Here is a 20,838-nt window from a genome sequence, read left to right on the forward strand (position 1 = left end):
TGTCGTGATTATCGTGCGGTGGGTGCCTCACTCGAAACGGGTGTCGGACAGCTCCGAGAACCGACCGGTGAAGGGCTTGGGCCGCGGAAAGGCCAGGTCGCCGTGCTTGCTGGTCTGAAGGCCCAGGCCGACCAGCGCCTCGGCCAGCTTGACCGCGGCGGTGACGCCCTCGATCACCGGCAGGCCCACGGCATCGCTGATTCGCGCCGTCAGGTCGGCCATGCCGCCACAGCCCAGCACGATGGCGCCGATGCCGTCCTCGTCGCGGGCGCGGCGACACTCGGTGACGATCCGCTGATAGGCGGCATCGCCGTCTTCTTCCAGGTCGAGCACCGGGATCTCCGCGGCGCGCACCCGCCGGCAGTGGCCGGCGAAGCCATAGCTGGCCAGCAGATGCTCGGCGATGATCCCGGTGCGCCCCAGGGTGGTGACGATCGAGAAACGGGTGCTGATCAGGGTCGCCATGTGAAAGGCGGCCTCGGCGATGCCGATCACCGGCGCTCGGGTCAGCTCACGGGCGGCCATCAATCCGGGATCCCCGAAGCAGGCGACGATATAGGCGTCGGCGCCCTCGGCCTCGCCGCGGCGGACCTCCTCGGTGACACCCACGGCGCTGATCGCCTCGTCGAAGTGGCTTTCGATCGACACCGGGCCGCTGGCGGGATTCACCGCGCTGATGCGGGTGCCGGGCGCGGCGATACGCTCGGCGGCCTCGCCGATCTTGGCCGTCATGGCGGCGGTGGTGTTGGGGTTGATGACGCGGATGTGCATGGGAGCCTCGCTGGGTGCTCGTGAATCGTCTTGTTCACGATGCTTGTTGTCTTTGTACACAAAATAGTCTTGCCAGTCTGCGAGGGCAAGCGTCAAGCACGTTTCCCGAACAATTAATCGCAACCCCTTGTCAGGTAATCATTTTATGAAGCCGGCCGCGCGTCGGGCGGGTGTCTCGGGGGCCGCGGAAGGGTTGTCGGTATCGCATATGCTGGCGTTTTTGAGCACAATATATGTATACATTGCCTGTGCTCAATAGGCCGGACCAGCGGTGATATCAACGTCCTACCATGCGGATGTGGCGTCGAATGCCGCTCGATAACGGCTTGTCAGACATGGGCTTCTGGATGAGGCTCAACGGCGGAGGGCGTCAGGACAACGAAAGTCGCCTTGATTTATTGTATACAAAGGTCAAGGCTTCGGGATGAAGGTTCCGCTTGCCTGTGCGGCGCTTGCGCGCCGGGCCGGCGGTCGACGACAACCCCCAGTGGCGAGCTGATCGCGCAGGACCCGAACGATGCGCGGCGGTGATCGCTTCGGCCTGGGTGGCAGTGGGCGGGGCTTGCACTCCGGGTGCATACAGCCTAGCTTTTTATTGTATACATTTATGGCGTGCCAAGCTGGCGGGCCTGTGCTCGCCGACCTGGCGGACGCGACCAACAACAAGGATACCGGCAGATGATCACCCGACGCGATCCCGACTACCCCCGCGACCTGATCGGTTATGGCCGCAACCCGCCCCAGGCCGACTGGCCGGGCAAGGCGCGCATCGCCGTGCAGTTCGTGCTCAACTACGAGGAGGGGGGCGAGAACTGCGTGTTGCACGGCGACACCCACTCCGAGAAGTTTCTCTCCGAGATCGTCGGCGCCGAGGCGTATCCCGAGCGCCACCTGAGCATGGAGTCGATCTACGAGTACGGTTCGCGGGCCGGGGTATGGCGGGTGCTGCGCGAGTTCGAACGCCGCGGCCTGCCGCTCACGGTGTTCGGCGTGGCCATGGCGCTCGAGCGCAATCCCGAGGTCGCCCAGGCCTTCAAGGAGCTGGGCCACGAGATCGCCTGTCACGGCTGGCGCTGGCTGCACTACCAAGGCATGCCGGAGGCGATCGAGCGCGAGCACATGCAGCGGGCCATCGAGATCTTCCAGACACTCTACGGCGAGAAGCCGCTGGGCTGGTACACCGGCCGCGACAGCCCCAACACCCGGCGGCTGGTGCTCGACGAGGGCTCGTTCCTCTACGACAGCGACTACTATGGCGACGATCTGCCGTTCTGGACCCGCGAGGCGGACAGCCGGGGCGAGCTCCACGACCACCTCATCGTGCCCTACACCCTCGACAGCAACGACATGCGCTTCGCCACGCCGCAGGGCTTCAATACCGCCGATCACTTCTTCGGTTACCTGCGCGACGCCTTCGACGTGCTCTATGCCGAAGGCGAGGAAACGCCCAAGATGCTCTCCGTGGGCCTGCACTGCCGGCTGATCGGCCGCCCCGGCCGCTTCCGCGCCCTGCAGCGCTTCCTCGATCACATCGAGGCTCACGACCGGGTGTGGGTCACGCGGCGCGTCGACATCGCCCGCCACTGGGCCGAGCGGCACCCGGCCGGCCACTGAGCCCGGTCGCCGGTTCGCCAACGTTCATCAGCAAGGTACATTCATGGCCAATACCTACTACGCCCCCAGGGGCGGGCTACCGCCACAGACCCAGTTGCTCTCGGATCGTGCGGTGTTCACCGAAGCCTATGCGGTGATCCCCAAGGGCGTGATGCGCGACATCGTCACCAGCTTCCTGCCGTTCTGGGAGAAGACCCGGCTGTGGGTGCTGTCGCGCCCGCTGTCCGGCTTCGCCGAGACCTTCTCCCAGTACATCATGGAGGTCGGACCCGGCGGCGGCAGCGACCGGCCGGAAATCGACCCCGGCGCCGAGGGCGTGCTGTTCGTGGTCGAGGGCGAGCTGGCCCTGACCCTGGCCGGCGAGCGGCATACCCTGGGGCCGGGTGGCTATGCCTTCATCCCCCCGGGCTGTGACTGGCAGGTGCGCAACACGGCGGACGGGACGCTGCGCTTCCACTGGATCCGCAAGGCGTACGAGTTCGTCGAGGGGCTCGGGGTGCCCGAGCCGTTCGTCACCAACGAGAACGACATCGAACCGACGCCGATGCCGGATACCCAGGGCGTCTGGGCGACGACCCGCTTCGTCGACCCGGCGGACCTGCGCCATGACATGCACGTGACCATCGTCACCTTCCAGCCCGGCGGGGTGATCCCCTTCGACGAGACCCACGTCATGGAGCACGGTCTGTACGTGCTCGAGGGCAAGGCCGTCTATCACCTCAACCAGGACTGGGTCGAGGTCGAGGCCGGCGATTTCATGTGGTTGCGTGCCTTCTGCCCGCAGGCCTGCTATGCCGGCGGGCCGGGGCCGTTCCGTTATCTGCTGTACAAGGACGTCAACCGTCACCCGAAACTGCGTCCGTAAAAACTGTCTGCGCTCGGTCATGCGGCGTTGAAGATCGGCTGGAGCGCCAGCCCGGTCAAAATGCTCATTTACGGCTTGTAAACTGGATCGCCAGCCCGGTTCGCTTTCTCGCCGATCTTCGCCTTGCCTGACCTTCGCTCGTCGAGTTTTTCCGAGACGCAGAATTGATTTGTGAGGGCGTATGAACATATTGGAACTCAAGGCCGAGCCGCTGACCCCCGAGGCGTTCGCGCCGTTCGGCGACGTCATCGATACGCGCATCAGCGACTCCTTTCCGATCAACGCCGGGCGTACCCGGCGCTATCACGATCTGGCGCGGGTCGAGACCCTCGGCGAGGAGGCGCGGACACTGGTCAGCATCTTCGTCAGCCAGCCGGTCGAGGTACCGCTGACCATCGACTTCCTCGAGCGCCATCCGCTGGGCAGCCAGGCCTTCATGCCGCTGCACGAGGAGCGCTTTTTGATCGTCGTGGCGCCGCCGGGCGACGAGATCGACCCTGCCGAGGTGCGGGCCTTCGTCACCGACGGGCGCCAGGGCGTCAACTACCGGGCCGGCACCTGGCACGCCATCCAGTCGGTACTCGACCGCGAGGGCGAATTCCTGGTCGTCGATCGCGGTGGCAAGGGCGAAAACTGCGACGAACACCCCCTCGCCGCGCGGATTCGCCTGGCTTGATTGCTATTTCATAATATTGGAAATTATTTCTGAATAATGGGCCGGGCGCTGTGCGTCGGGCCCTTTTTTCATGTGGATTACCATATTTCATGCAATATCCAGGCGACATTTTCTGGTCTGCGTTCGCTAATTCCATTTAATGGAAAATGTTTCCAATAAATATTGACAGCCGTTGCGGTGCTGCCTAACTTGGAGTCAACAACAATGATCACGTCTCCCAGGAGGACCGCTCGTGACCAGGATGACCGCCGCAGAAGCCGCCGTTCACGTGCTCCGGAAGGAAGGCATCGACGTTGCCTTCGGCCTGCCCGGCGCCGCCATCAATCCCTTCTATGCCGCCATGCGCCAGGTCGGCGGCATCGATCATGTGCTCGCCCGTCACGTCGAGGGTGCCTCGCACATGGCCGAGGGTTACACCCGCGCCCGGGCCGGTAACATCGGGGTGTGCATCGGCACCTCCGGTCCGGCCGGGACCGACATGATCACCGGGCTCTACTCGGCCTCGGGGGATTCCATTCCGATGTTGTGCATCACCGGCCAGGCGCCGCGCGCCAGGTTGCACAAGGAGGATTTCCAGGCGGTGGACATCCAGGCGATCGCCGGTCCGGTGACCAAGTGGGCGGTCACCGTGCTCGAACCGGCCCAGGTGCCGCGCGCCTTCCAGCAGGCCTTCCAGTTGATGCGCAGCTCGCGCCCCGGCCCGGTGCTGATCGATCTGCCGCTCGACGTGCAGATGAGCGAGATCGAATTCGATCCCGATACCTACGAGCCGCTGCCGGTCTACAAGCCGAGCGCCTCGCGGGCCCAGATCGAGAAGGCGATCGGCATGCTCAACGCCGCCGAACGGCCGTTGCTGGTCGCCGGTGGCGGGGTGATCAACGCCGATGCCGCCGACAAGCTGGTCGAGTTCGCCGAGCTCACCGGGGTGCCGGTGATTCCCACCCTGATGGGCTGGGGCACGATCCCCGACGATCACCCGCTGATGGCTGGCATGGCCGGGCTGCAGACCTCGCATCGCTACGGCAATGCCACGCTGCTTGCCGCGGACTTCGTGATGGGCATCGGCAACCGCTGGGCCAACCGCCATACCGGCGACGTGGCCAGCTACACCGAGGGGCGGACCTTCGTTCACGTCGACATCGAACCGACCCAGCTCGGCCGGGTGTTCGGGCCCGACTACGGCATCGTCTCCGACGCCGGGGCCGCTCTGGAGCTGTTCATCGAGGTGGCCCGCGACCTCGAGGCGGCCGGCCGGCTCAAGGATCGCAGCGCCTGGGCCGAGGAATGTCGCGAGCGCAAGCGCACGATGTTGCGCAAGACCCACTTCGACGACGTGCCGATCAAGCCGCAGCGCGTCTACGAGGAGATGAATCGCGCCTTCGGCAGGAACACCCGCTATGTCAGTACCATCGGGCTGTCGCAGATCGCCGGTGCGCAGTTCCTGCACGTCTACCGGCCGCGTCACTGGATCAACTGTGGCCAGGCCGGGCCGCTGGGCTGGACGATCCCCGCGGCGCTGGGGGTGTGTCGCGCCGATCCGGATGCCGAGGTCGTGGCGCTGTCGGGCGACTACGATTTCCAGTTCATGATCGAGGAGCTGGCGGTGGGGGCGCAGTTCAACCTGCCCTACATCCACGTGCTGGTGAACAACTCCTACCTGGGACTGATCCGCCAGGCGCAGCGCAACTTCGACATGGATTACTGCGTGCAGCTGTCGTTCGAGAACATCAACTGCCCGGAGATCAACGGCTACGGCGTCGACCACGTGTCGGTCGTCGAGGGGCTGGGCTGCAAGGCACTGCGCGTCACCCGCCCGGACGACATCGCCCCGGCCTTCGCGCGGGCCCGTGAGCTGATGCACGAGCATCGCGTGCCGGTGGTGGTCGAGGTGATCCTCGAGCGGGTCACCAACATCGCCATGAGCGGCAAGGACCTGAGCGGCGTCACCGAGTTCGAGGCGCTGGCCGAGACCGCCGAGGATGCGCCGACGTCGATCGCGTCGCGGATGTGATAGAGGCCTGTCACCGTATCAGCCACAAGACACACTGTACGATCCAGAGGAATCCGAGATGCCCAGATTCGCCGCCAACCTCAGCATGCTGTTCACCGAGGAGGAGTTTCTCGACCGCTTCGAGGCCGCCGCGGACGCCGGCTTCAAGGGCGTCGAGTACCTCTTTCCCTACGACTACCCGGCCGCCGACATCAAGCAGCGGCTCGACGATCATGGCCTGACCCAGGTGCTGTTCAACCTGCCGGCCGGTGACTGGGCCGCCGGCGAGCGCGGCATCGCCTGCCACCCGGATCGCATCGAGGAGTTCCGCGCCGGCGTCGACCGGGCGATCGAGTACGCCAAGGTGCTGGGCAACACCCAGGTCAACTGCCTGGCGGGCATCCGGCCCGAGGGCGTCAGCGACGCCGACGCCCGCCGCACCCTGGTGGAGAACCTGCGCTTCGCCGCCGGCAAGCTCGCGGATGCCGGCATCCGGCTGATCGCCGAGCCGATCAATACCCGCGACATCCCGGGCTTCTTCCTCAACCGCACCGAGCAGGCGCTGGCGATCTTCGACGAGGTGGGTAGCCGAAACCTCAAGCTGCAGTACGACATCTACCACATGCAGATCATGGAAGGGGATCTGGCGCCGACCATCGAGAAACATCTCGATCGCATCGCCCATGTGCAATTGGCCGACAACCCGGGCCGCCACGAGCCGGGTACCGGCGAGATCAACTATCCGTTCCTGTTCGCCCACCTCGACCGGCTGGGTTACGACGGCTGGATCGGTTGCGAGTACAAGCCGGCGACCACCACCCGCGAGGGGCTGGGCTGGCTGGACGCCGTACGCTGAAACGCTACTGCGCTCGGCATCTCGATCGCCGGCGGTGCTCGGAGTCCTCATGTACTGGAGTACATTCCGGCTCCTCCGCGCCGGCGGCGACCGACCTGCCATCGCTCGTAACGCGCTTCATGCCAGGAAAGATCAAGAGACGTTGCGACTCATCATGCTAGTAACAGGAGAAGGAACATGAGCAAGATCGGTTTTATCGGCCTGGGCATCATGGGTCGTCCCATGGCGGGTCATCTGCTCGACGCCGGCCACGAGCTGGTCACCGTCAAGCGCGACAAGCCGCTGCCCAGCGAACTCGCCGACAAGGGCATGCAGGAACTGGCCGACCCCAAGGCGGTCGCCGAGGCCTCCGAGGTGATCATCACCATCGTGCCGGACACCCCCGACGTCGAAGAAGTGCTGTCCGGCGAGGGCGGGGTGATCGAGGGTCTCAAGCCGGGCACGCTGGTCATCGACATGAGCTCGATCGCCCCGCTGGCGACCCAGGACTTCGCCAAGCGTATCGAGGCGGCCGGCGGCGAATACGTCGATGCCCCGGTCTCCGGCGGCGAGGGTGGCGCGATCAACGCCGCGCTGACGATCATGGTCGGCGCCACCCAGGAAGGCTTCACTCGCGCCAACCCGCTGCTCGAACTCATGGGCAAGACCATCACCCACATCGGTGGCCACGGCGCCGGCCAGACCTGCAAGGTGGCCAACCAGATCGTTGTCGCGCTGACCATCGAAGCGGTCTCCGAGGGGCTGCTGTTCGCCTCGAAGGCCGGGGCCGACGTCGCCAAGGTGCGCGAGTCGCTGCTCGGCGGCCTGGCCCAGTCGAAGATCCTCGACGTCCACGGCGAGCGCATGATCAAGCGCACCTTCGACCCGGGCTTCAAGATCAAGCTGCACCAGAAGGACCTCAACCTGGCGCTGGAAGGGGCGCGCAGCCTGAACCTGGCGCTGCCCGGCACCGCCAACGCCCAGCAGCTGTTCCAGGCCTGCGCCGCCCATGACGGCGCCGACTGGGACCACGCCGGCATGGTCCGCGCCCTCGAGGCACTGGCCAACCACGAGATCGAGTGACCCTCGCGCGGGCCGCACGGCCCGCGCCCCTTTCATGCGGCAGGCTCCCGCCGCCGGGGCGTGACGCGATCCGCTCGGGTGGGCTTTCTGCCCGTGCGCCGGGTCCCGAGACAGGGCGGTTCGGCGCCTTTCCTGCGGCGAGACCGGCGACACTATTTATGGGTGCGCTCACTGTGCCGAGGGAGCCGCCGACACCGCCGCCGCGGGGGCGTTCTCCATGCGCTCGCGTTCGTGGTCGAGCTTGGCCAGCGCCTCGGCCTCGCTGACGCGCGAGGCGGGCGTGAGCAGGCTCACCACCACGCCGGCGAACGTCGCCACCAGCACGGCGGGGATGCTGGGATTACCCCAGAAGGCGCTCCAGTCAGCATGGGCGATCACCGCCAGCGAGGTCACCGAGGCACCGATCAGCGTGGCCACTGCGCCCTGCCAGTTGTAGCGCGGCCAGAAGCGACCCAGAATCCCGCACACGAACATCCCGGCGAGCACCGTCGAGATCATCTTGGTGATGTAACTGATGACGTTGTCGGAGCTCAGCGCCAAGACCAGCGCCAGGCCGATGGTGGCGACCAGCGCGATACGCGAGTAGAGCACCACGTGGCGTGCCGAGGGGGTGTGGCCGGTGGCCAGCACGTAGAGGTCGCGCATCAGCGTCGAGACCCCGGCGATGGCGTCCGAACTGGCGCTCGACATGGTCGCCGAGAGCCCGGCGACCAGCAGCAGCAGGCCCAGGCCCAGCGGCAGCACCTCGGTGGCCAGGAACGGGAAGGCGTAGTTGCTGTTGTCGAGATCGGGGTTGAGCACATGAGTGGCCATGCCGATGATCGCCGGCACGATCGAGAAGGCCAGGTAGAGCGCGCCGGTGATGAAGAAGGAGCGGCGCACCGAGCCCACCGACTTGCCCGAATAGATGCGCTGGCGGAACGACGGTGTGGCCAGCACGCCGACGGCGATAACCGTGGCCAGTGACAGCGCCGGCAGGCCGCCGATCTTGGCGATGCCCAGGAAGCTGCTCGCTGCCGGTTCGACGCCCGCGCTCAGGCCGTCGAAGCCGCCGACGTCGATCAGCGCCATGCCGGCCATCAGGAAGAAGCCCACGAACAGCACGATGGCCTGAATGGTATCGGTCCAGACCACCGCCATGTAGCCGCCGATCACGCAGTAGACGCCGAAGCCCAGCGCCACGATCACCTTGGCCAGGCTGGGGTCGATGTCGGCCATCCAGGCCAGATAGAGTCCGCCACCGAGGATATGCGCGCCCAGCCAGCCGATGCAGGCGACATAGATCAACAGCGCGACGATGTTGCGTACCAGTCGGCTGGCGCCGACGTAGTAGGACAGCTCCTCGCTCATGGTCATGAAGCGGAATTTACGCACCGGCGCGAAACATATCGCCAGCAACAGCACGCCGATTGCGCCGCCGATGCCGTAGAGCGCGCCGGCCCAGCCGTTGGTGTAGCCGAAGCCCACCGCGCCCATGCTCGAGCCGGTGCCGACCATGGTCGCCACGGTGGTCCCCACGGTCAGGAACAGCGGCACGCTGCGCCCGCCGAGCAGGAAGTCGTCGCCGGTGCCGCGGCTCTTGCGGGACACCCACCAGCCGAAGCCGATCATCGCCACGATGTAGGCGAAGAAGGTGCCGAGAAAGATATGACTGTTCATACGTGCCTCTTATACTTGTTGGCTCGGTCGTTGCCGCGACCGAGGCAGTGATGGGAAACGCGACCTATTGCTGTGGCTGCGGCGCCGGGGCCTTGCCGGGCTCCGGCGCCCTTTTCGTCATTGGCAGGTCGCTCGCGTGATCAGGCGCGGTCGGCGCGGTAGCACTTGACGTCGACCTCGACCTTGCAGTCGACCACCAGGTCCTGGACGCTGCAGATCCGCGCCGGCGGATGCTCGCCGAACACCTCCTTGAACACCTTGTTGAACGAACTGAAGTAGCGGGCGTCGGTGAGCACGGCGGTGACGTGCACCACGTCCTCCACGCCGTAGCCGGCCTCACGCATGATCGTCAGGCAGTTGTCGAAGGCCAGACGCGACTGCTCGACGATGCTGCCCTCGACGACCTCGCCGTCGCGCATCGGGGTCTGCCCCGAGACGAACAGCCAGCCGCCGGCCTCGGTGGCGCGGGCGAAGGGCAGCTTCTGCCCGCCGGTGCCGACGCCGCCTTCGACGCCGTAACGCTGAATACTCATGAATGCATCTCCGTGGTGGGGGTGGAAATCGGGGTCGCCGAAAGACGCGTGCGACGTCGCAGCAGGCGCCCGCCGCGGGCGTCGGTGGCCTGGCCGTCGCGGTAGCCGATCGCGCCGTTGACCATCACCAGCGCGATACCGCGGGCGGCGGCGATTGGCCGGGCATAGTCGGCGACATCCTCGAGGGTGGCGAGATCGAACAGCGTCAGGTCGGCGTAGGCGCCCTCGCGGATCACGCCGCGATCGACCAGGCCGAACTGCGCCGCCGACAGGCCGGTCATCTTGCGCACCGCCTCGGTGAGCGGCAGCAATTCCAGGTCGCGGCTGTAGTGCGCCAGAACTCTGGGAAAGGCGCCCCACAGCCGCGGATGCGGATGCGGGTCGTTGGGCAGGCCGTCGGAGCCGATCATCGCCAGCGGGTGGGCGAGCACCCGGCGCATGTCGTCCTCGCTCATGTTGTGGTAGACCGCGCCGGCCGGTTGCATGCGGCGCGCGGCGTCGAGCAGCGAGACGCCCCACGCCTCGGCGATGTCGCTCAGCCAGCGCTGGGCCTGGTCGGGATGCGGGTCCGACCAGGTGATGAAGATCGCGATCTCGTCGGTGACCTGGCCGAGGTCCAGCGTCGACGAGCCGGCGGTATAGGGGTAGCAGTCGCAGTGCACGCGCTGGTCGCGGGCAGCCGTCTCGAGCTTGCCGAGTGCCCGCGGCGCGCCGCCCCAGTTGCCGGCGCCGGCGCACTTGAGATGCGAGATCACCAGGGGCGCACGGCCGTGGCGGGCGGTGGCGAAGGCCTCGTCCATCGCCTCGGGAAGGCCGGCGAACTCGTCGCGCAGATGGGTGGTATAGACGCCGCCGGCGGCACCCACCTCGGCGACCAGCGCCTCGATCTCGGCGGCGGGGGCGTGGAAGGCGTTGCGGTAGGCGAGCCCGGTGCTCAGCCCCAGCGCGCCGGCGTCGAGCGCCTCGCGCAACGCCTCGCGCATGGCCGCGATCTCGGCCGGGCCGGCGGGGCGGGCGAAGTCGTCCATCACCTGGCTGCGCAGGCTGGTGTGGCCGATCAGCGCGGCGACGTTGACCGCCGGCCGCGCGGCATCCACCGCCTCGGCGTAGGCCTCGAACGTCGGGTAGCGAAAGTCCTCGGCGCGGCCCAGCAGGTTCATCGGGTCGGGGACCTCGCCGGCGAGCGTCACCGGACTGGCGCTGATGCCGCAGTTGCCGACCACCACCGTTGTGACCCCCTGGGAGAGCTTGGGCAGCATCGCCGGGGCGCGGATCACGTTGGTGTCGTCGTGGGTGTGGACGTCGATGAAGCCGGGCGTCAGGCACAGGCCCTCGGCGTCGATAACGCTGTCGGCGCGGGCCGCGTCGAGCGTGCCTGTCTCATCCACGGCGGCGATGCGCTCGCCGCGGATCGCCACGTCGGCGGTGAAAGCGGCACCGCCGGTGCCGTCGATCACGGTGGCGCGGCGGAACAGGATGTCGTAGTGCATGTCAGTCTCCCAGCGGCTGGCGGTCGCCGCCGCCGCGATGGGCGTCGAGGGTGATCTTGAGCCGACGCAGCTTGTCGCGGGAGCGGTCCTGGTGGCGCAGTGCTAGTTCCAGCGCCAGCACGTCGATGGCGGCGAGCATGGCGTAACGCGACGCCGAGGGGTGATAGATGAAGTCGGTCTCGCGGGCGGCCACCGGCAGCACCACGTCGGCGGCCTCGGCGAGCGGCGAGCCGTGGGCGGTGATCGCCACCACGCGGGCGCCATACTGGCGGGCGATGCGCGCGGCATCGACGGTCTCCGGGGTGTGGCCGCTCACCGACAGGGCGACCACCACGTCGTCGGGTTCCAGCGTCGAGGCCACCATGCGTGGCAGCAGCGAGTGCGGGTAGGCGCTGATCGCGTAGCCCAGCCGCACCAGGCGGAACTGCAGCTCCTGGGCGAGCATGGTCGAACCGCCGCCGGCGCCGAAGGCGAGGATCTGGCGGGCGTCGTCGAGCAGGCGTACCGCGCCGGCGACATCGGCCTGCTCCATCAGCTCGCGGTTGACCGCCAGGGTCTGGGCGGCGATGTCGTAGACGGCGGCCAGGCCGTTGGCCTCGCCGGCGTCCTGGATGAAGCGCCGGCCGGCGGCCAGCGACCGGGCCAGCCGCAGCTTGAGATCGCGGACGTTGCCGCAGCCCACGGCGCGGGCGAAGCGCGTCACGCTGGCGTCGCTGACGTTGGCGCGCTCGGCGATGGCGCCGATGCTGGCTTCACTGACGAAATCGATGTCGGCGAAGATCAGCTCGGCGACCTTCTTCTCGGCGTCGCGCAGGCCGGCGAAATCGCTGGTGATGCGCGACAGGATGTCGATGTCCTGGGTCACCACTGTCTCCTGGGGTGAGCGGGTGGCTTGTCTATCGATCAGGCTATGTTATTTTCTAACAGTAAATCAATATTCGTGAAAGTTGCTTTCATGGGCCGCCAGGGAGCACCGGCCCGCGAACGCGTCGATCGCGTCATGAACGAACAGGGCACAAGGCCCGGGAGGAAGGACACGTGAGCACCCCGACGACGGCGGCGGGCGACAAGGGCACTCCCGAGACGGGCGGATCGCTGCTGGCGGGCGTCAGTCTGCCGGCAGCGGCGATCTTCGAGGCGCCGCTGGCGCACAACCTGGCGTGGATGCAGCGCTTCGCCGACGCCCATGGCGCCCGTCTCGCGCCGCACGGCAAGACCACCATGGCTCCGGCGCTGTTCCGGCGGCAGCTCGCCGCCGGCGCCTGGGGCATCACCCTGGCCACCGCGGTGCAGTGCCGGGCGGCCTTCGATGCCGGGGTCGAGCGGCTGCTGCTCGCCAACCAGCTGGTCGGCGAGCCCAACATGGCGATCGTCGCCGAGCTGATCGATGCCGGTGCCGAGTTCCATTGCGTGGTCGACGGGGCGGACAACGTCGCCGCGCTGGGGCGCTATTTCGCCGCCCGCGGGCAGACGCTCAACGTGCTGATCGAACTGGGCGTGCCGGGCGGGCGCTGCGGCTGTCGCGATGCCGACCAGGTTGCAGCGCTGGTGGCGGCGATCGCCGAGCAGCCGGCCCTGGCGCTGGCCGGCATCGAGGGCTACGAGGGCATGATCGCCGGTGGCGACGAGGTGGCCGCGGTGCGCGCCTATGGCGAACGGCTGGTGGAGGCCGTCAGGGCGCTGCGGGCCAGCGGGGAGCTCCAGCGCGAGGCGCCGATCGTCACCGCCTCCGGGTCGAAGTGGTTCGACCTGATCGCCGAGGCGTTCGACCGTGCGGAATTGCGCGAGCACTACACGCCGGTGCTGCGCCCGGGCTGCTACGTGGTCCACGATCACCGCCTCTACGCCGGCGCCATGGCCGCGGTAAAGGCGCGTCATCCCCGGCTCGAGGGCGAGCTCCAGCCGGCGCTGGAAGTGTTCGCCCACGTCCAGTCGCTGCCCGAACCGGGGCTGGCGATCGTCGCCCTGGGCAAGCGTGACATCGGCTTCGAACCGGACCTGCCGTTGCCGCTGCGGCTGTATCCGCTGGCCTCGACGCCGTCGGCGGCCGAGATGCCACGGGACGTGAGTGCCTGGCGCACCACGCACATCATGGATCAGCACGTCTTCCTGGCGATTCCCGACGATGCCGAGGTGGCGGTCGGCGACGTGATCGCCTTCGGCACCTCGCATCCCTGCCTGACCTTCGACAAGTGGCGGCGGGTGCTGCTGGTCGATGACGCCCTCGAGGTGCGCGAGGTGATGGAAACCCGATTCTGAGCGTCGGCGGCACGGCGGGCTGGAGACGGCGACGCTGGCACGCTAGGCTGTGCCGCGATCGCGCCGGGAGGGCGCTGTCTTGACTCGCCGTTTACAGGGAACCGTCATGTCTCATCGTCTCTTCATCCGCGTGCTCGGCCTGGGCGCCTGCGGCCTGGTCAGCGTACCGTTGACGGCCGCCGGAGCGCCGGCCGCCGGAACGCCGGCCGCCGGAACGCCGGCCGCCAATACCACGGCCGACACGGACGTCATCACCGTCACCGCGCCGCGCCTGGCGCGGGAGCTCTACGCCACCCCCGCCGCCGTGTCGGTGGTCGATCGCCAGACGATCGCCCAAGGCCAGCAGCGCGTGCGCCTCGACGAGTCGCTGGCCGGCGTGCCCGGGCTCTACCTGCAGAACCGCTACAACTTCGCCCAGGGCGAGCGACTGTCGATTCGCGGCTTCGGCGCGCGCACGCCGTGGGGCGTGCGCGGCGTCACCGTGATGGTCGACGGCATTCCCTACACCCTGCCGGACGGCCAGGCGCAGCTCGACGCCATCGATCTCGACAGCGCCGAGACCATCGAGGTGATCCGCGGCCCGGCGGCGGTGGCCTACGGCAACGCCGCCGGCGGGGCGCTCGACGTCACCACCGCCAGCGGCGAGAGCGATCCGGGCAGCGCGGTCCGCGTCGAGGCGGGCAGCGACGGCTATCGCAAGCTGTCGGTGCAGAACGGCGGTGTCGAGGGCCCCTGGTCGCACCACGTCAGCGCCTCGGCGATGGACTACGACGGCTATCGCGAGCACAGCGCCGCCCGCAAGTATCTGCTCAACGCCAAGCTGAGCCGCGAGCTGGGCGAGGACCGCAAGATCACCGCCATCCTCAACCTGCTCGACAGCCCCTTCGCCGAGGACCCCGGCGGCAAGACGCGGGAATCCGTCGAGGAGGATCGCTTCGCCGCCATGGATACGCGGGGTTACTACGACTACTCGCCGGTCGACATCGACTCGGGGCAGGAGGTCGACCAGCAGGTCATCGGCCTGCAGTACGAGGATCTGTCCGCCGGGGCGGGGGCGCTCACCCTCAAGGGGTTCTACCTGCATCGCGACTATCAGCAGCAACTGGCCTTCGCCGGTGGGCGTCGTGGCATCACGGACGTGCAGAACTACATCGCCTACGACCGCGACTACTACGGCGGCAGTGCCGAATATCGCCAGTCGCTGACGCTTGGCGGGCTGCCGTTGCGTTACATGACCGGGGTCGACGTGGCGCGCCAGGTGGACGACCGCCACAGCGACGACGTGCTGATCGACGGCGAGCACCTGCGCCGCTCCCAGGACGAGACCCAGCGGGCGACCTCCATGGGCGTCTTCGCCCAGGGCGACCTGGACCTGACCGAGCGCTGGACGCTGTCGCTGGGCACGCGCTACGACCGGGTGAACTTCGACATCGACGATCATCACCTCAGCGACGGCGACGACAGCGGCGATCGCACTCTCGATCAGTGGAGCGGCAGCGCCGGGCTGAGTTTCCAGTACCTGCCCGACCACCAGCTCTATCTGGCCACCGGTACCGCCTACGAGACGCCGACCTTCTCGGAGTTCGCCAACCCCGCCGGGGGTGGCTTCAACCCGGCCATCGAACCGCAGACGGCGTGGAATCGCGAAGTCGGGCTGCGCGGCACCTTCGACAACGGGCTGGACTACGACCTCGCGGTGTTCTCGACCCGGGTCAAGGACTCCCTGGTGGCCTACGAGAACGCCGCCGGCAAGAGCTACTACCGCAACGCCGGCGAGAGTACCCAGGCGGGCATCGAGACCCAGCTGGGCTGGCAGTTCACGCCGAGCTGGCGGCTCGACAGCGCCCTGACCCTGGCGCGCTACGAATTCGACGACTATCGCGTCGACGGACAGGACTACGACGGCAAGCGCATCCCCGGCCTGCCGGAGCGGACCTGGGTCAACCGGCTGTCGTGGCAGGGGCTCGACCGGCGCTTCGCGACCCTGGAGACCCAGTACATCGGCTCGATGGTCGCCGACGATGCCAACGAGGTGACCATCGACGACGTCTGGCTGGTCAACCTGCGCGCCGGCGACGGCTGGCGGCTGGGCGGCGACACCGTGCTCGAGGCCTACGCCGGAGTGCGCAATCTGTTCGATCGCGAGCACTATGCCAACGTGATCATCAACGCCAGCAATGCCCGCTACTTCGACCCGGCGCCGGGGCGCACGGTGTATGCCGGGTTGGGCGTCACCTTCTGACGAGGCGCGCCGGCGGGTGTCTCGTTCAGGCGGGACGACAGGCCAGCGTGATGGCCTTGGGCACCACCATGCCGCCGAAGTAGGCGTCTTGCTGGGCATCGTCGAGCCTGGCACGGCATCGCTCGGCCGACGGGCCGCGCAGCACGACCGGCTGATCGTCGGTCAACTCGGCATAGATGAAGAAGGTCGGGTCCTTGATCTCGATCTTCAGTGACCGAGGGGCCTGTGGCGCAGGCAGTTGCAGGCCGATCAGCAGGGTCACGGTCTCGCCGTCGACGCTGGCGCGAAAGTCGAAGGGTTTCAGCGGGGCGAGGCGTTCGCCGCCGGCCCATACATAGGTGAAGAAGTTCGACTCGGCGAGGTTGGCGAGCAGCGCCTTGCGCATCCTCGCCAGCTCGGCGCTGTCGAAGACGCCGTCGTGGTCGTCGTCGTAGTCGTCGAGCAGTTGCTGGCTGAAACCCGCATCGAAGCTCCAGGACTCGCCCAGCTGTGCCACCTTGCCCTGCTCGAACTGGATCAGCAGGCGTGTCTTCATGATGCTGTTGGGGTGAGCCAGGGCCGGTGTCGCGGCCAGCACGGCCAGCAGCAGGAGGATGCCGCGCCAGCCTCGGCGAGCGCGGGCGGGGGAAGTGTCATGGTGCATGGGGCGTGCCCTGTTCGGGGACAGTGGGTGGCGTCGGCGTGCCGAAGTCGGCGAAGGCGTCCCGGGCATCGGGCACCGCGATGCCTGAGGCGTTCGGCGCCGGCCCGGTCGATGCCGTCGGGTCGACGACCAGCCCTGCCGCGGTGTAGAGCAGGCCGATGGCGATCAGCCAGGCGCCGACGATCGGCGTGGCGATGGTGCTCCAGCGGCCTTGTCGGGGCTGCAGGGTGAGTGTCAGGCCCAGCAGCAGCCACAGCGCCGAGCCGATGCCGAGCCACCAGGCGGCCTGGGCGTGGAAGCCGGGGACGGTGAGCCGGGTGGCCACGCCGCCCAGGGCGCCGATGAACGCCGCCAGTACAAGTGCCGGCCAACGGCCGTGGCGCGTTCCGGCGATGAGCAGTAACCCCAGGGGCAGGCAGGCCAGCGGGAAGATGTAGAACTCATGGGCGGCGGCATGCGGGGCGAAGTGCAGCCAGTACAGGAGGGTTTCATGGGCACCGCCGCCGATCAGCGCCCCGGCCAACCACAAGAGCAGGGCGCCTCCGGCCAGGGGCCCGGGCAACCGGACGCACAGCAGCCCGAGGCCGATCACCGGCAGCAGCCGGGCGGGCAGCAACCCGGGGCCCAGCAGCCAGTCGATCGCCGGCGTGTCGCCCCAGCGCCAGGCGACACCGAGCAGCATCAGGCCCGACACCAGCAATGCCGGCCCCGCCCAGCGGGCGATGAGCGGGTGGTCGGGCAGGTGACGAACGTTCCGGGTCAGGGGCATGTCTGGCGAGGGCGGCGGTAATGTCTTTTCATGGACGTTGTCAGTGCGCGTGAGTTCACTAGCCGGGTCAAGACAGCAGGAAGTAGACGCCGCCGAGCATGATCGCTGCGCCGAGCGCCTGCATCAGTCGCCCGTGGAAGGGGCGGTCGAGCGCCAGGCCGACACCGATCCCGACCAGATGGATCAGCCCGGTGGCCAGCACGAAGCCGATGGCGAAGTCGGCCGGATCGGCGGCGGCCGGCAGCTCGGCGCCGTGGGCATGGCCGTGACAGATGGCGAACACCGAGACGAACAGCAGTGCCAGGCTCTCGGGAGGGTGCCAGCGCCCGACGATGGCTGCCCCCAGCAGCAAGATCGACAGGGCGATGCCGATTTCCACCCCCGGCAGGGGGACGCCGAGAATCCCCAGGACGCCGCCCACCACCATGACCAGGGGGAAGGTCACCGGCAGCGTCCAGACTGATCGACCGCCCATCTGCGCGCCCCACAGGCCGACGGCGAACATGGCCAGGAAGTGGTCGAGGCCGGTCAGCGGGTGGAGGAAACCGCTGGTGAAGCCGGCTGCACCGTTCTGGATGATGTGAGCGGAGGCGACCCGTGGGGCCAGACCGAGGGCGAGGATCGCGAGTGCGGTGACGAGGCGATTAGGTGATCGGTGGAACATGGTGACTTCCAGGGCTTGCGAATCGAGAGACGGTCGGCACGAGGATGTAATGTTATATAGTAACTTTATTGGTGTGCAACTGAGCCTTCACTGACAGCCATGTCAGGGTCCGTTGCGGGAAAAGGGGCACACGCCGAGGCGTGCGGGACTGAACGCCGCTTCAGCCCCGACCCAACGGCCCCGGCGCTGGGCTTGCCGGACGTTCCGCTGACGCCCCGCCGAGCAGGGGCGGCGTGTCGGTGGCGGTGCTGCGCCACTGAGCCAGCGTCAGCGTGAGCCCCAGGACCAGGATCACTGCGCCGCCGGCCAGGCCGATCCAGGCTTGCCAGGGGTGGTGCCCGGTCGGGCGGCGTAGACGACGAGCGACCCAGTCGCGGGCGACCACGCTCACCAGCGCCAGCGTGGCGACCGTCAGCGCCGTGCCACAGGCCATCGCCATGACCGCGACCACCCCCTTGCCGAACTGATCCAGCAGCGCCGCCGCGCCCAGCAGCAGCACCGCGCCGCTGCAGGGCCGGACGCCGATCGACAGCACCGTGAGCAGCGCCACCCGCCACTCGCCGGCGGTGTCGGGGGCGATATGGCGATCGTGACCGCAGCCGCAATGCGGACCATGGCCCGGTGCCGCGACAGCGGCATGACCGGCGGCCTCGCCCGGCCCGCCGGACGCGGTCATCGCGAGGCGTAATCGTTGCAGCGAGCGCCAGCACAACCACAATCCGACCAGCGTCACCATCAGGAAGCTGGCCAGCTCGGCGTGTGCGACGCTGCCCATCGCCTGGCGTGTCAACCAGCCGAAGCCGAACACCAGTACCGCGATGAGGGCGATGGCCATGAGTCCCTGGAGCAGCGCCGCCAGCACGGAAAGCCCCAGCGCGCGCCGCCAGGCGCCGCCCTGGGAGGCCAGATACGTGCTCAGCACGACCTTGCCGTGGCCCGGCCCCGCCGCGTGAAAGACCCCGTAGCCGAAGCTGACGCCCAGCAGTACGCGCCAGGCGGTGGCATCCGGGGCCTGGTCGAGTGCCGAGATGGCATCGACCAGCGCATGGTAGAGCTTGCCTTGCCAGAAGACGATGTGTACGACGATCTGTTGCCACCAGCCCCCGGCATAGCCGACGATCGCCAGCGCGGTCAGCACGACCGGGGGTATCCAGAGCACGGCCTTCGCGGTCAATCGGGGCATGCAATCTCCCCCGTTTCGGCGAAGAAGCGCCCCAGGTTCGGCTCGCCCTGTTGCGTCTTGTCGAGCATCGCCGCCTCCATCACCTTGTCCGGGTCGGGATCGGCCGCGACGATCCGTGTCGTGCAGCCTGGCGGTGCATCACGGAGCTGCAGGGCGTCGGGCAAGGGAGCGGTCCCCTCGGCATCGGCCTCGTGGAGCATCTCGATGTAATACGTCGGATCGAAGACCCGGTAACGCAGGGTGTGCCCGGCCAAGCCCTGGGGCTCGGCCAGCGGTAGCGTGAAACCGAACACCATGCGTTGATCGCGATACTCGGTATTGATGGCCGTCACGTCGCCCTGGGCGATGGGGCGGCCGTCCAGGGTGATGCGCGTCAGGTTCTGCTGGGTCGCCAGGTTGTCGCGAATCTCGATGGCCAGTGCGTCGAGGCGCTGGGCCAGGGGCGTGTCCCCCGGCGCGCTCGAGATCTCTTCCATCAGGACCTGACTGTAGAGTGGATCCATCCGCCAGCGCTGGCGCAGCGCCGTCAGGTCGCCTTGCGCGTCGAAGACCCCCTCGACGCGGATATCGACCCAACCATGGGGGTGTGCCCCGGCGGTCTGCGGAATGACAAGCCAGGCGGTCAATGCCAGCGACGCGCTCCCCAGGAAGCGGCCGATGCCGATAGCGGTAGGTGTCAAGACGATCCCGATCCCCATGGGTTGCGAACGGCGATGAACGACGCCTCGCGCGGTGGCGCGATGCCTGGCCGGATGATGGCATGAAAGTGCCCGACAATCATGCGTCGCGAGCGACGGGGGGACCGCCCGATGCTCCCGGGCGCGGCTGGTCAGTGCGCCGCGGGAAGCGCCATCACGCCGGGTCGATGCTCAGCATCAGGCGCTTCTGGCCGGGGGCGAGGGCGGGGCTGCGGTGGACCAGCCCGCGCTGTTCGTTGCCGACCCAGCCGCTCCCCTTGAGCAGTGCTAGATCGCCGGCCCGTAGCCGCTCGATGGCCGCGGCATCGGCGACGACGTCCGGTTTGTCGGGGCGTGGGGCGCCCAGTCCGGCCCGCTCGACGGCGTGGTCGGGCAGCCATTCGCTACCCGGGCCCGAGTAGGTGGTGACCAGCCGCACCGGCAGGTTGTCGCAGTGGAAGCGGGGGCACATCGCCGCGTCCAGCAGACGCAGGCGCACTCCCACCGTGTCGGTGGCGAAGAGACAGCCCATCGCCGTGGCCAGGGTCGTGACGTCCTCGACCAGTGCCTCGGCGAGCCTCGGGGCGGGCAGCCGGTCGAACAGCTCCTGGCGCAAGGCGTCTTCGCCGGGGTCGCCCCACCAGGCGATCTGCCAGGCGTGCGCCGTACGGCACTGGGCGTCGATGCCGGCTTGCAGCGTCGTCGACAGTGCCCGCTGCATCACGGCGATGGTGATGCCGTCCTCGAAGATTCTCGGCAGCACGTCGCTTTCCTGATCGATGGCCCAGTGTTCGGCCCCTGACCCGGCGAGATGGGTGGGTCGTTGAGTGCGGGCGTGAGCGGTCATCGGCATGCGAGGTCTCCATGGGTTGCTTAAATGTTATG

18 protein-coding genes and 1 pseudogene are annotated in these 20,838 nt (G+C 68.0%); 8 read left to right on the top strand and 11 right to left on the bottom strand.

Annotated elements, in window-relative coordinates:
* Window positions 1–27 precede the first annotated feature (27 nt).
* Window positions 28–771 (bottom strand): aspartate/glutamate racemase family protein, encoded by a 744-nt coding sequence (locus D0901_RS15790; RefSeq protein ID WP_129141272.1) that lies wholly within the window; start codon window positions 769–771, stop codon window positions 28–30.
* Window positions 772–1,449: 678 nt separating this feature from the next.
* Between D0901_RS15790 and puuE the strand changes: the two genes are divergently transcribed.
* From puuE to D0901_RS15820, 6 genes and pseudogenes are all read left to right on the top strand, one after another.
* The gene (gene puuE, locus D0901_RS15795; protein ID WP_129141273.1) at window positions 1,450–2,385 is read left to right on the top strand and encodes an allantoinase PuuE; all 936 of its coding nucleotides are present in this window, start codon (window positions 1,450–1,452) and stop codon (window positions 2,383–2,385) included.
* 43 nt (window positions 2,386–2,428) lie between these two features.
* On the top strand, window positions 2,429–3,250 hold the full coding sequence (locus D0901_RS15800; RefSeq protein ID WP_129141274.1) for a bifunctional allantoicase/(S)-ureidoglycine aminohydrolase: 822 nt from the start codon (window positions 2,429–2,431) through the stop codon (window positions 3,248–3,250).
* 187 nt (window positions 3,251–3,437) lie between these two features.
* Window positions 3,438–3,926, top strand: a complete 489-nt coding sequence (locus tag D0901_RS15805; protein WP_129141314.1) for an ureidoglycolate lyase — start codon at window positions 3,438–3,440, stop codon at window positions 3,924–3,926.
* A gap of 232 nt (window positions 3,927–4,158) precedes the next feature.
* Window positions 4,159–5,937, top strand: coding sequence for a glyoxylate carboligase (gcl, locus tag D0901_RS15810; RefSeq protein WP_129141275.1), 1,779 nt, complete (start codon window positions 4,159–4,161; stop codon window positions 5,935–5,937).
* 58 nt (window positions 5,938–5,995) lie between these two features.
* The gene (gene hyi, locus D0901_RS15815) at window positions 5,996–6,772 is read left to right on the top strand and encodes a hydroxypyruvate isomerase (RefSeq protein ID WP_129141276.1); all 777 of its coding nucleotides are present in this window, start codon (window positions 5,996–5,998) and stop codon (window positions 6,770–6,772) included.
* Between the two features lie 162 nt (window positions 6,773–6,934).
* Window positions 6,935–7,834: pseudogene (locus D0901_RS15820) on the top strand (2-hydroxy-3-oxopropionate reductase); the annotation flags it as partial.
* 168 nt (window positions 7,835–8,002) lie between these two features.
* Here D0901_RS15820 and D0901_RS15825 read toward each other — a convergent pair.
* The 4 genes from D0901_RS15825 to D0901_RS15840 all read right to left on the bottom strand — a co-directional run bounded on the left by D0901_RS15825 (window position 8,003) and on the right by D0901_RS15840 (window position 12,381).
* Window positions 8,003–9,493 (bottom strand): sodium:solute symporter family protein, encoded by a 1,491-nt coding sequence (locus D0901_RS15825; RefSeq protein WP_129141278.1) that lies wholly within the window; start codon window positions 9,491–9,493, stop codon window positions 8,003–8,005.
* A gap of 140 nt (window positions 9,494–9,633) precedes the next feature.
* Window positions 9,634–10,026 (bottom strand): RidA family protein, encoded by a 393-nt coding sequence (locus D0901_RS15830; RefSeq protein ID WP_129141279.1) that lies wholly within the window; start codon window positions 10,024–10,026, stop codon window positions 9,634–9,636.
* On the bottom strand, window positions 10,023–11,516 hold the full coding sequence (locus tag D0901_RS15835; RefSeq protein WP_129141280.1) for an N-acyl-D-amino-acid deacylase family protein: 1,494 nt from the start codon (window positions 11,514–11,516) through the stop codon (window positions 10,023–10,025). Before D0901_RS15835 ends, D0901_RS15830 begins: the two co-directional genes overlap by 4 nt.
* A 1-nt stretch (window position 11,517) precedes the next feature.
* Window positions 11,518–12,381 (bottom strand): MurR/RpiR family transcriptional regulator, encoded by an 864-nt coding sequence (locus D0901_RS15840; RefSeq protein WP_129141281.1) that lies wholly within the window; start codon window positions 12,379–12,381, stop codon window positions 11,518–11,520.
* Window positions 12,382–12,554: 173 nt separating this feature from the next.
* Between D0901_RS15840 and D0901_RS15845 the strand changes: the two genes are divergently transcribed.
* Both D0901_RS15845 and D0901_RS15850 read left to right on the top strand, forming a co-directional pair.
* Window positions 12,555–13,775, top strand: coding sequence for an amino acid deaminase (locus D0901_RS15845; protein ID WP_129141282.1), 1,221 nt, complete (start codon window positions 12,555–12,557; stop codon window positions 13,773–13,775).
* Window positions 13,776–13,881: 106 nt separating this feature from the next.
* Window positions 13,882–16,017 (top strand): TonB-dependent receptor family protein, encoded by a 2,136-nt coding sequence (locus tag D0901_RS15850; protein WP_129141283.1) that lies wholly within the window; start codon window positions 13,882–13,884, stop codon window positions 16,015–16,017.
* A 25-nt stretch (window positions 16,018–16,042) separates the two neighbouring features.
* Here D0901_RS15850 and D0901_RS15855 read toward each other — a convergent pair whose 3' ends face one another.
* The 6 genes from D0901_RS15855 to D0901_RS15880 form a co-directional block, all read right to left on the bottom strand.
* The gene (locus D0901_RS15855; RefSeq protein WP_162500888.1) at window positions 16,043–16,660 is read right to left on the bottom strand and encodes a DUF1007 family protein; all 618 of its coding nucleotides are present in this window, start codon (window positions 16,658–16,660) and stop codon (window positions 16,043–16,045) included.
* The gene (locus D0901_RS15860; protein ID WP_129141285.1) at window positions 16,650–17,429 is read right to left on the bottom strand and encodes a hypothetical protein; all 780 of its coding nucleotides are present in this window, start codon (window positions 17,427–17,429) and stop codon (window positions 16,650–16,652) included. The genes D0901_RS15855 and D0901_RS15860 overlap by 11 nt, the downstream gene beginning before the upstream one ends.
* 67 nt (window positions 17,430–17,496) lie before the next feature.
* Entirely contained in the window at window positions 17,497–18,093 is a 597-nt protein-coding gene (locus D0901_RS15865; protein ID WP_129141286.1) for a HupE/UreJ family protein, read from the bottom strand.
* 160 nt (window positions 18,094–18,253) lie between these two features.
* On the bottom strand, window positions 18,254–19,276 hold the full coding sequence (locus tag D0901_RS15870; RefSeq protein WP_129141287.1) for a nickel/cobalt transporter: 1,023 nt from the start codon (window positions 19,274–19,276) through the stop codon (window positions 18,254–18,256).
* Window positions 19,264–19,956 (bottom strand): DUF1007 family protein, encoded by a 693-nt coding sequence (locus D0901_RS15875; RefSeq protein ID WP_233440448.1) that lies wholly within the window; start codon window positions 19,954–19,956, stop codon window positions 19,264–19,266. Before D0901_RS15875 ends, D0901_RS15870 begins: the two co-directional genes overlap by 13 nt.
* A 172-nt stretch (window positions 19,957–20,128) precedes the next feature.
* Window positions 20,129–20,806: a DUF1826 domain-containing protein gene (locus D0901_RS15880; RefSeq protein ID WP_233440449.1), complete on the bottom strand. Its 678-nt coding sequence runs from the start codon at window positions 20,804–20,806 to the stop codon at window positions 20,129–20,131.
* Window positions 20,807–20,838 lie beyond the last annotated feature (32 nt).

It is taken from the genome of Modicisalibacter coralii (assembly GCF_004117855.1).
In the GTDB taxonomy this organism is placed as follows: Bacteria; Pseudomonadota; Gammaproteobacteria; order Pseudomonadales; family Halomonadaceae; genus Modicisalibacter; species Modicisalibacter coralii.

What these genes read in the sequence shown, in the direction of transcription:
- D0901_RS15830 (WP_129141279.1), bottom strand. Translation starts at nt 10,026, where the DNA reads ATGAGTATTCAGCGTTACGGCGTCGAAGGCGGCGTCGGCACCGGCGGG.
- D0901_RS15835 (WP_129141280.1), bottom strand. Translation starts at nt 11,516, where the DNA reads ATGCACTACGACATCCTGTTCCGCCGCGCCACCGTGATCGACGGCACC.
- D0901_RS15850 (WP_129141283.1), top strand. Translation starts at nt 13,882, where the DNA reads ATGTCTCATCGTCTCTTCATCCGCGTGCTCGGCCTGGGCGCCTGCGGC.
- D0901_RS15790 (WP_129141272.1), bottom strand. Translation starts at nt 771, where the DNA reads ATGCACATCCGCGTCATCAACCCCAACACCACCGCCGCCATGACGGCC.
- D0901_RS15855 (WP_162500888.1), bottom strand. Translation starts at nt 16,660, where the DNA reads ATGCACCATGACACTTCCCCCGCCCGCGCTCGCCGAGGCTGGCGCGGC.
- D0901_RS15880 (WP_233440449.1), bottom strand. Translation starts at nt 20,806, where the DNA reads ATGCCGATGACCGCTCACGCCCGCACTCAACGACCCACCCATCTCGCC.
- hyi (WP_129141276.1), top strand. Translation starts at nt 5,996, where the DNA reads ATGCCCAGATTCGCCGCCAACCTCAGCATGCTGTTCACCGAGGAGGAG.
- puuE (WP_129141273.1), top strand. Translation starts at nt 1,450, where the DNA reads ATGATCACCCGACGCGATCCCGACTACCCCCGCGACCTGATCGGTTAT.
- D0901_RS15800 (WP_129141274.1), top strand. Translation starts at nt 2,429, where the DNA reads ATGGCCAATACCTACTACGCCCCCAGGGGCGGGCTACCGCCACAGACC.
- D0901_RS15865 (WP_129141286.1), bottom strand. Translation starts at nt 18,093, where the DNA reads ATGTTCCACCGATCACCTAATCGCCTCGTCACCGCACTCGCGATCCTC.
- D0901_RS15825 (WP_129141278.1), bottom strand. Translation starts at nt 9,493, where the DNA reads ATGAACAGTCATATCTTTCTCGGCACCTTCTTCGCCTACATCGTGGCG.
- D0901_RS15860 (WP_129141285.1), bottom strand. Translation starts at nt 17,429, where the DNA reads ATGCCCCTGACCCGGAACGTTCGTCACCTGCCCGACCACCCGCTCATC.
- D0901_RS15870 (WP_129141287.1), bottom strand. Translation starts at nt 19,276, where the DNA reads ATGCCCCGATTGACCGCGAAGGCCGTGCTCTGGATACCCCCGGTCGTG.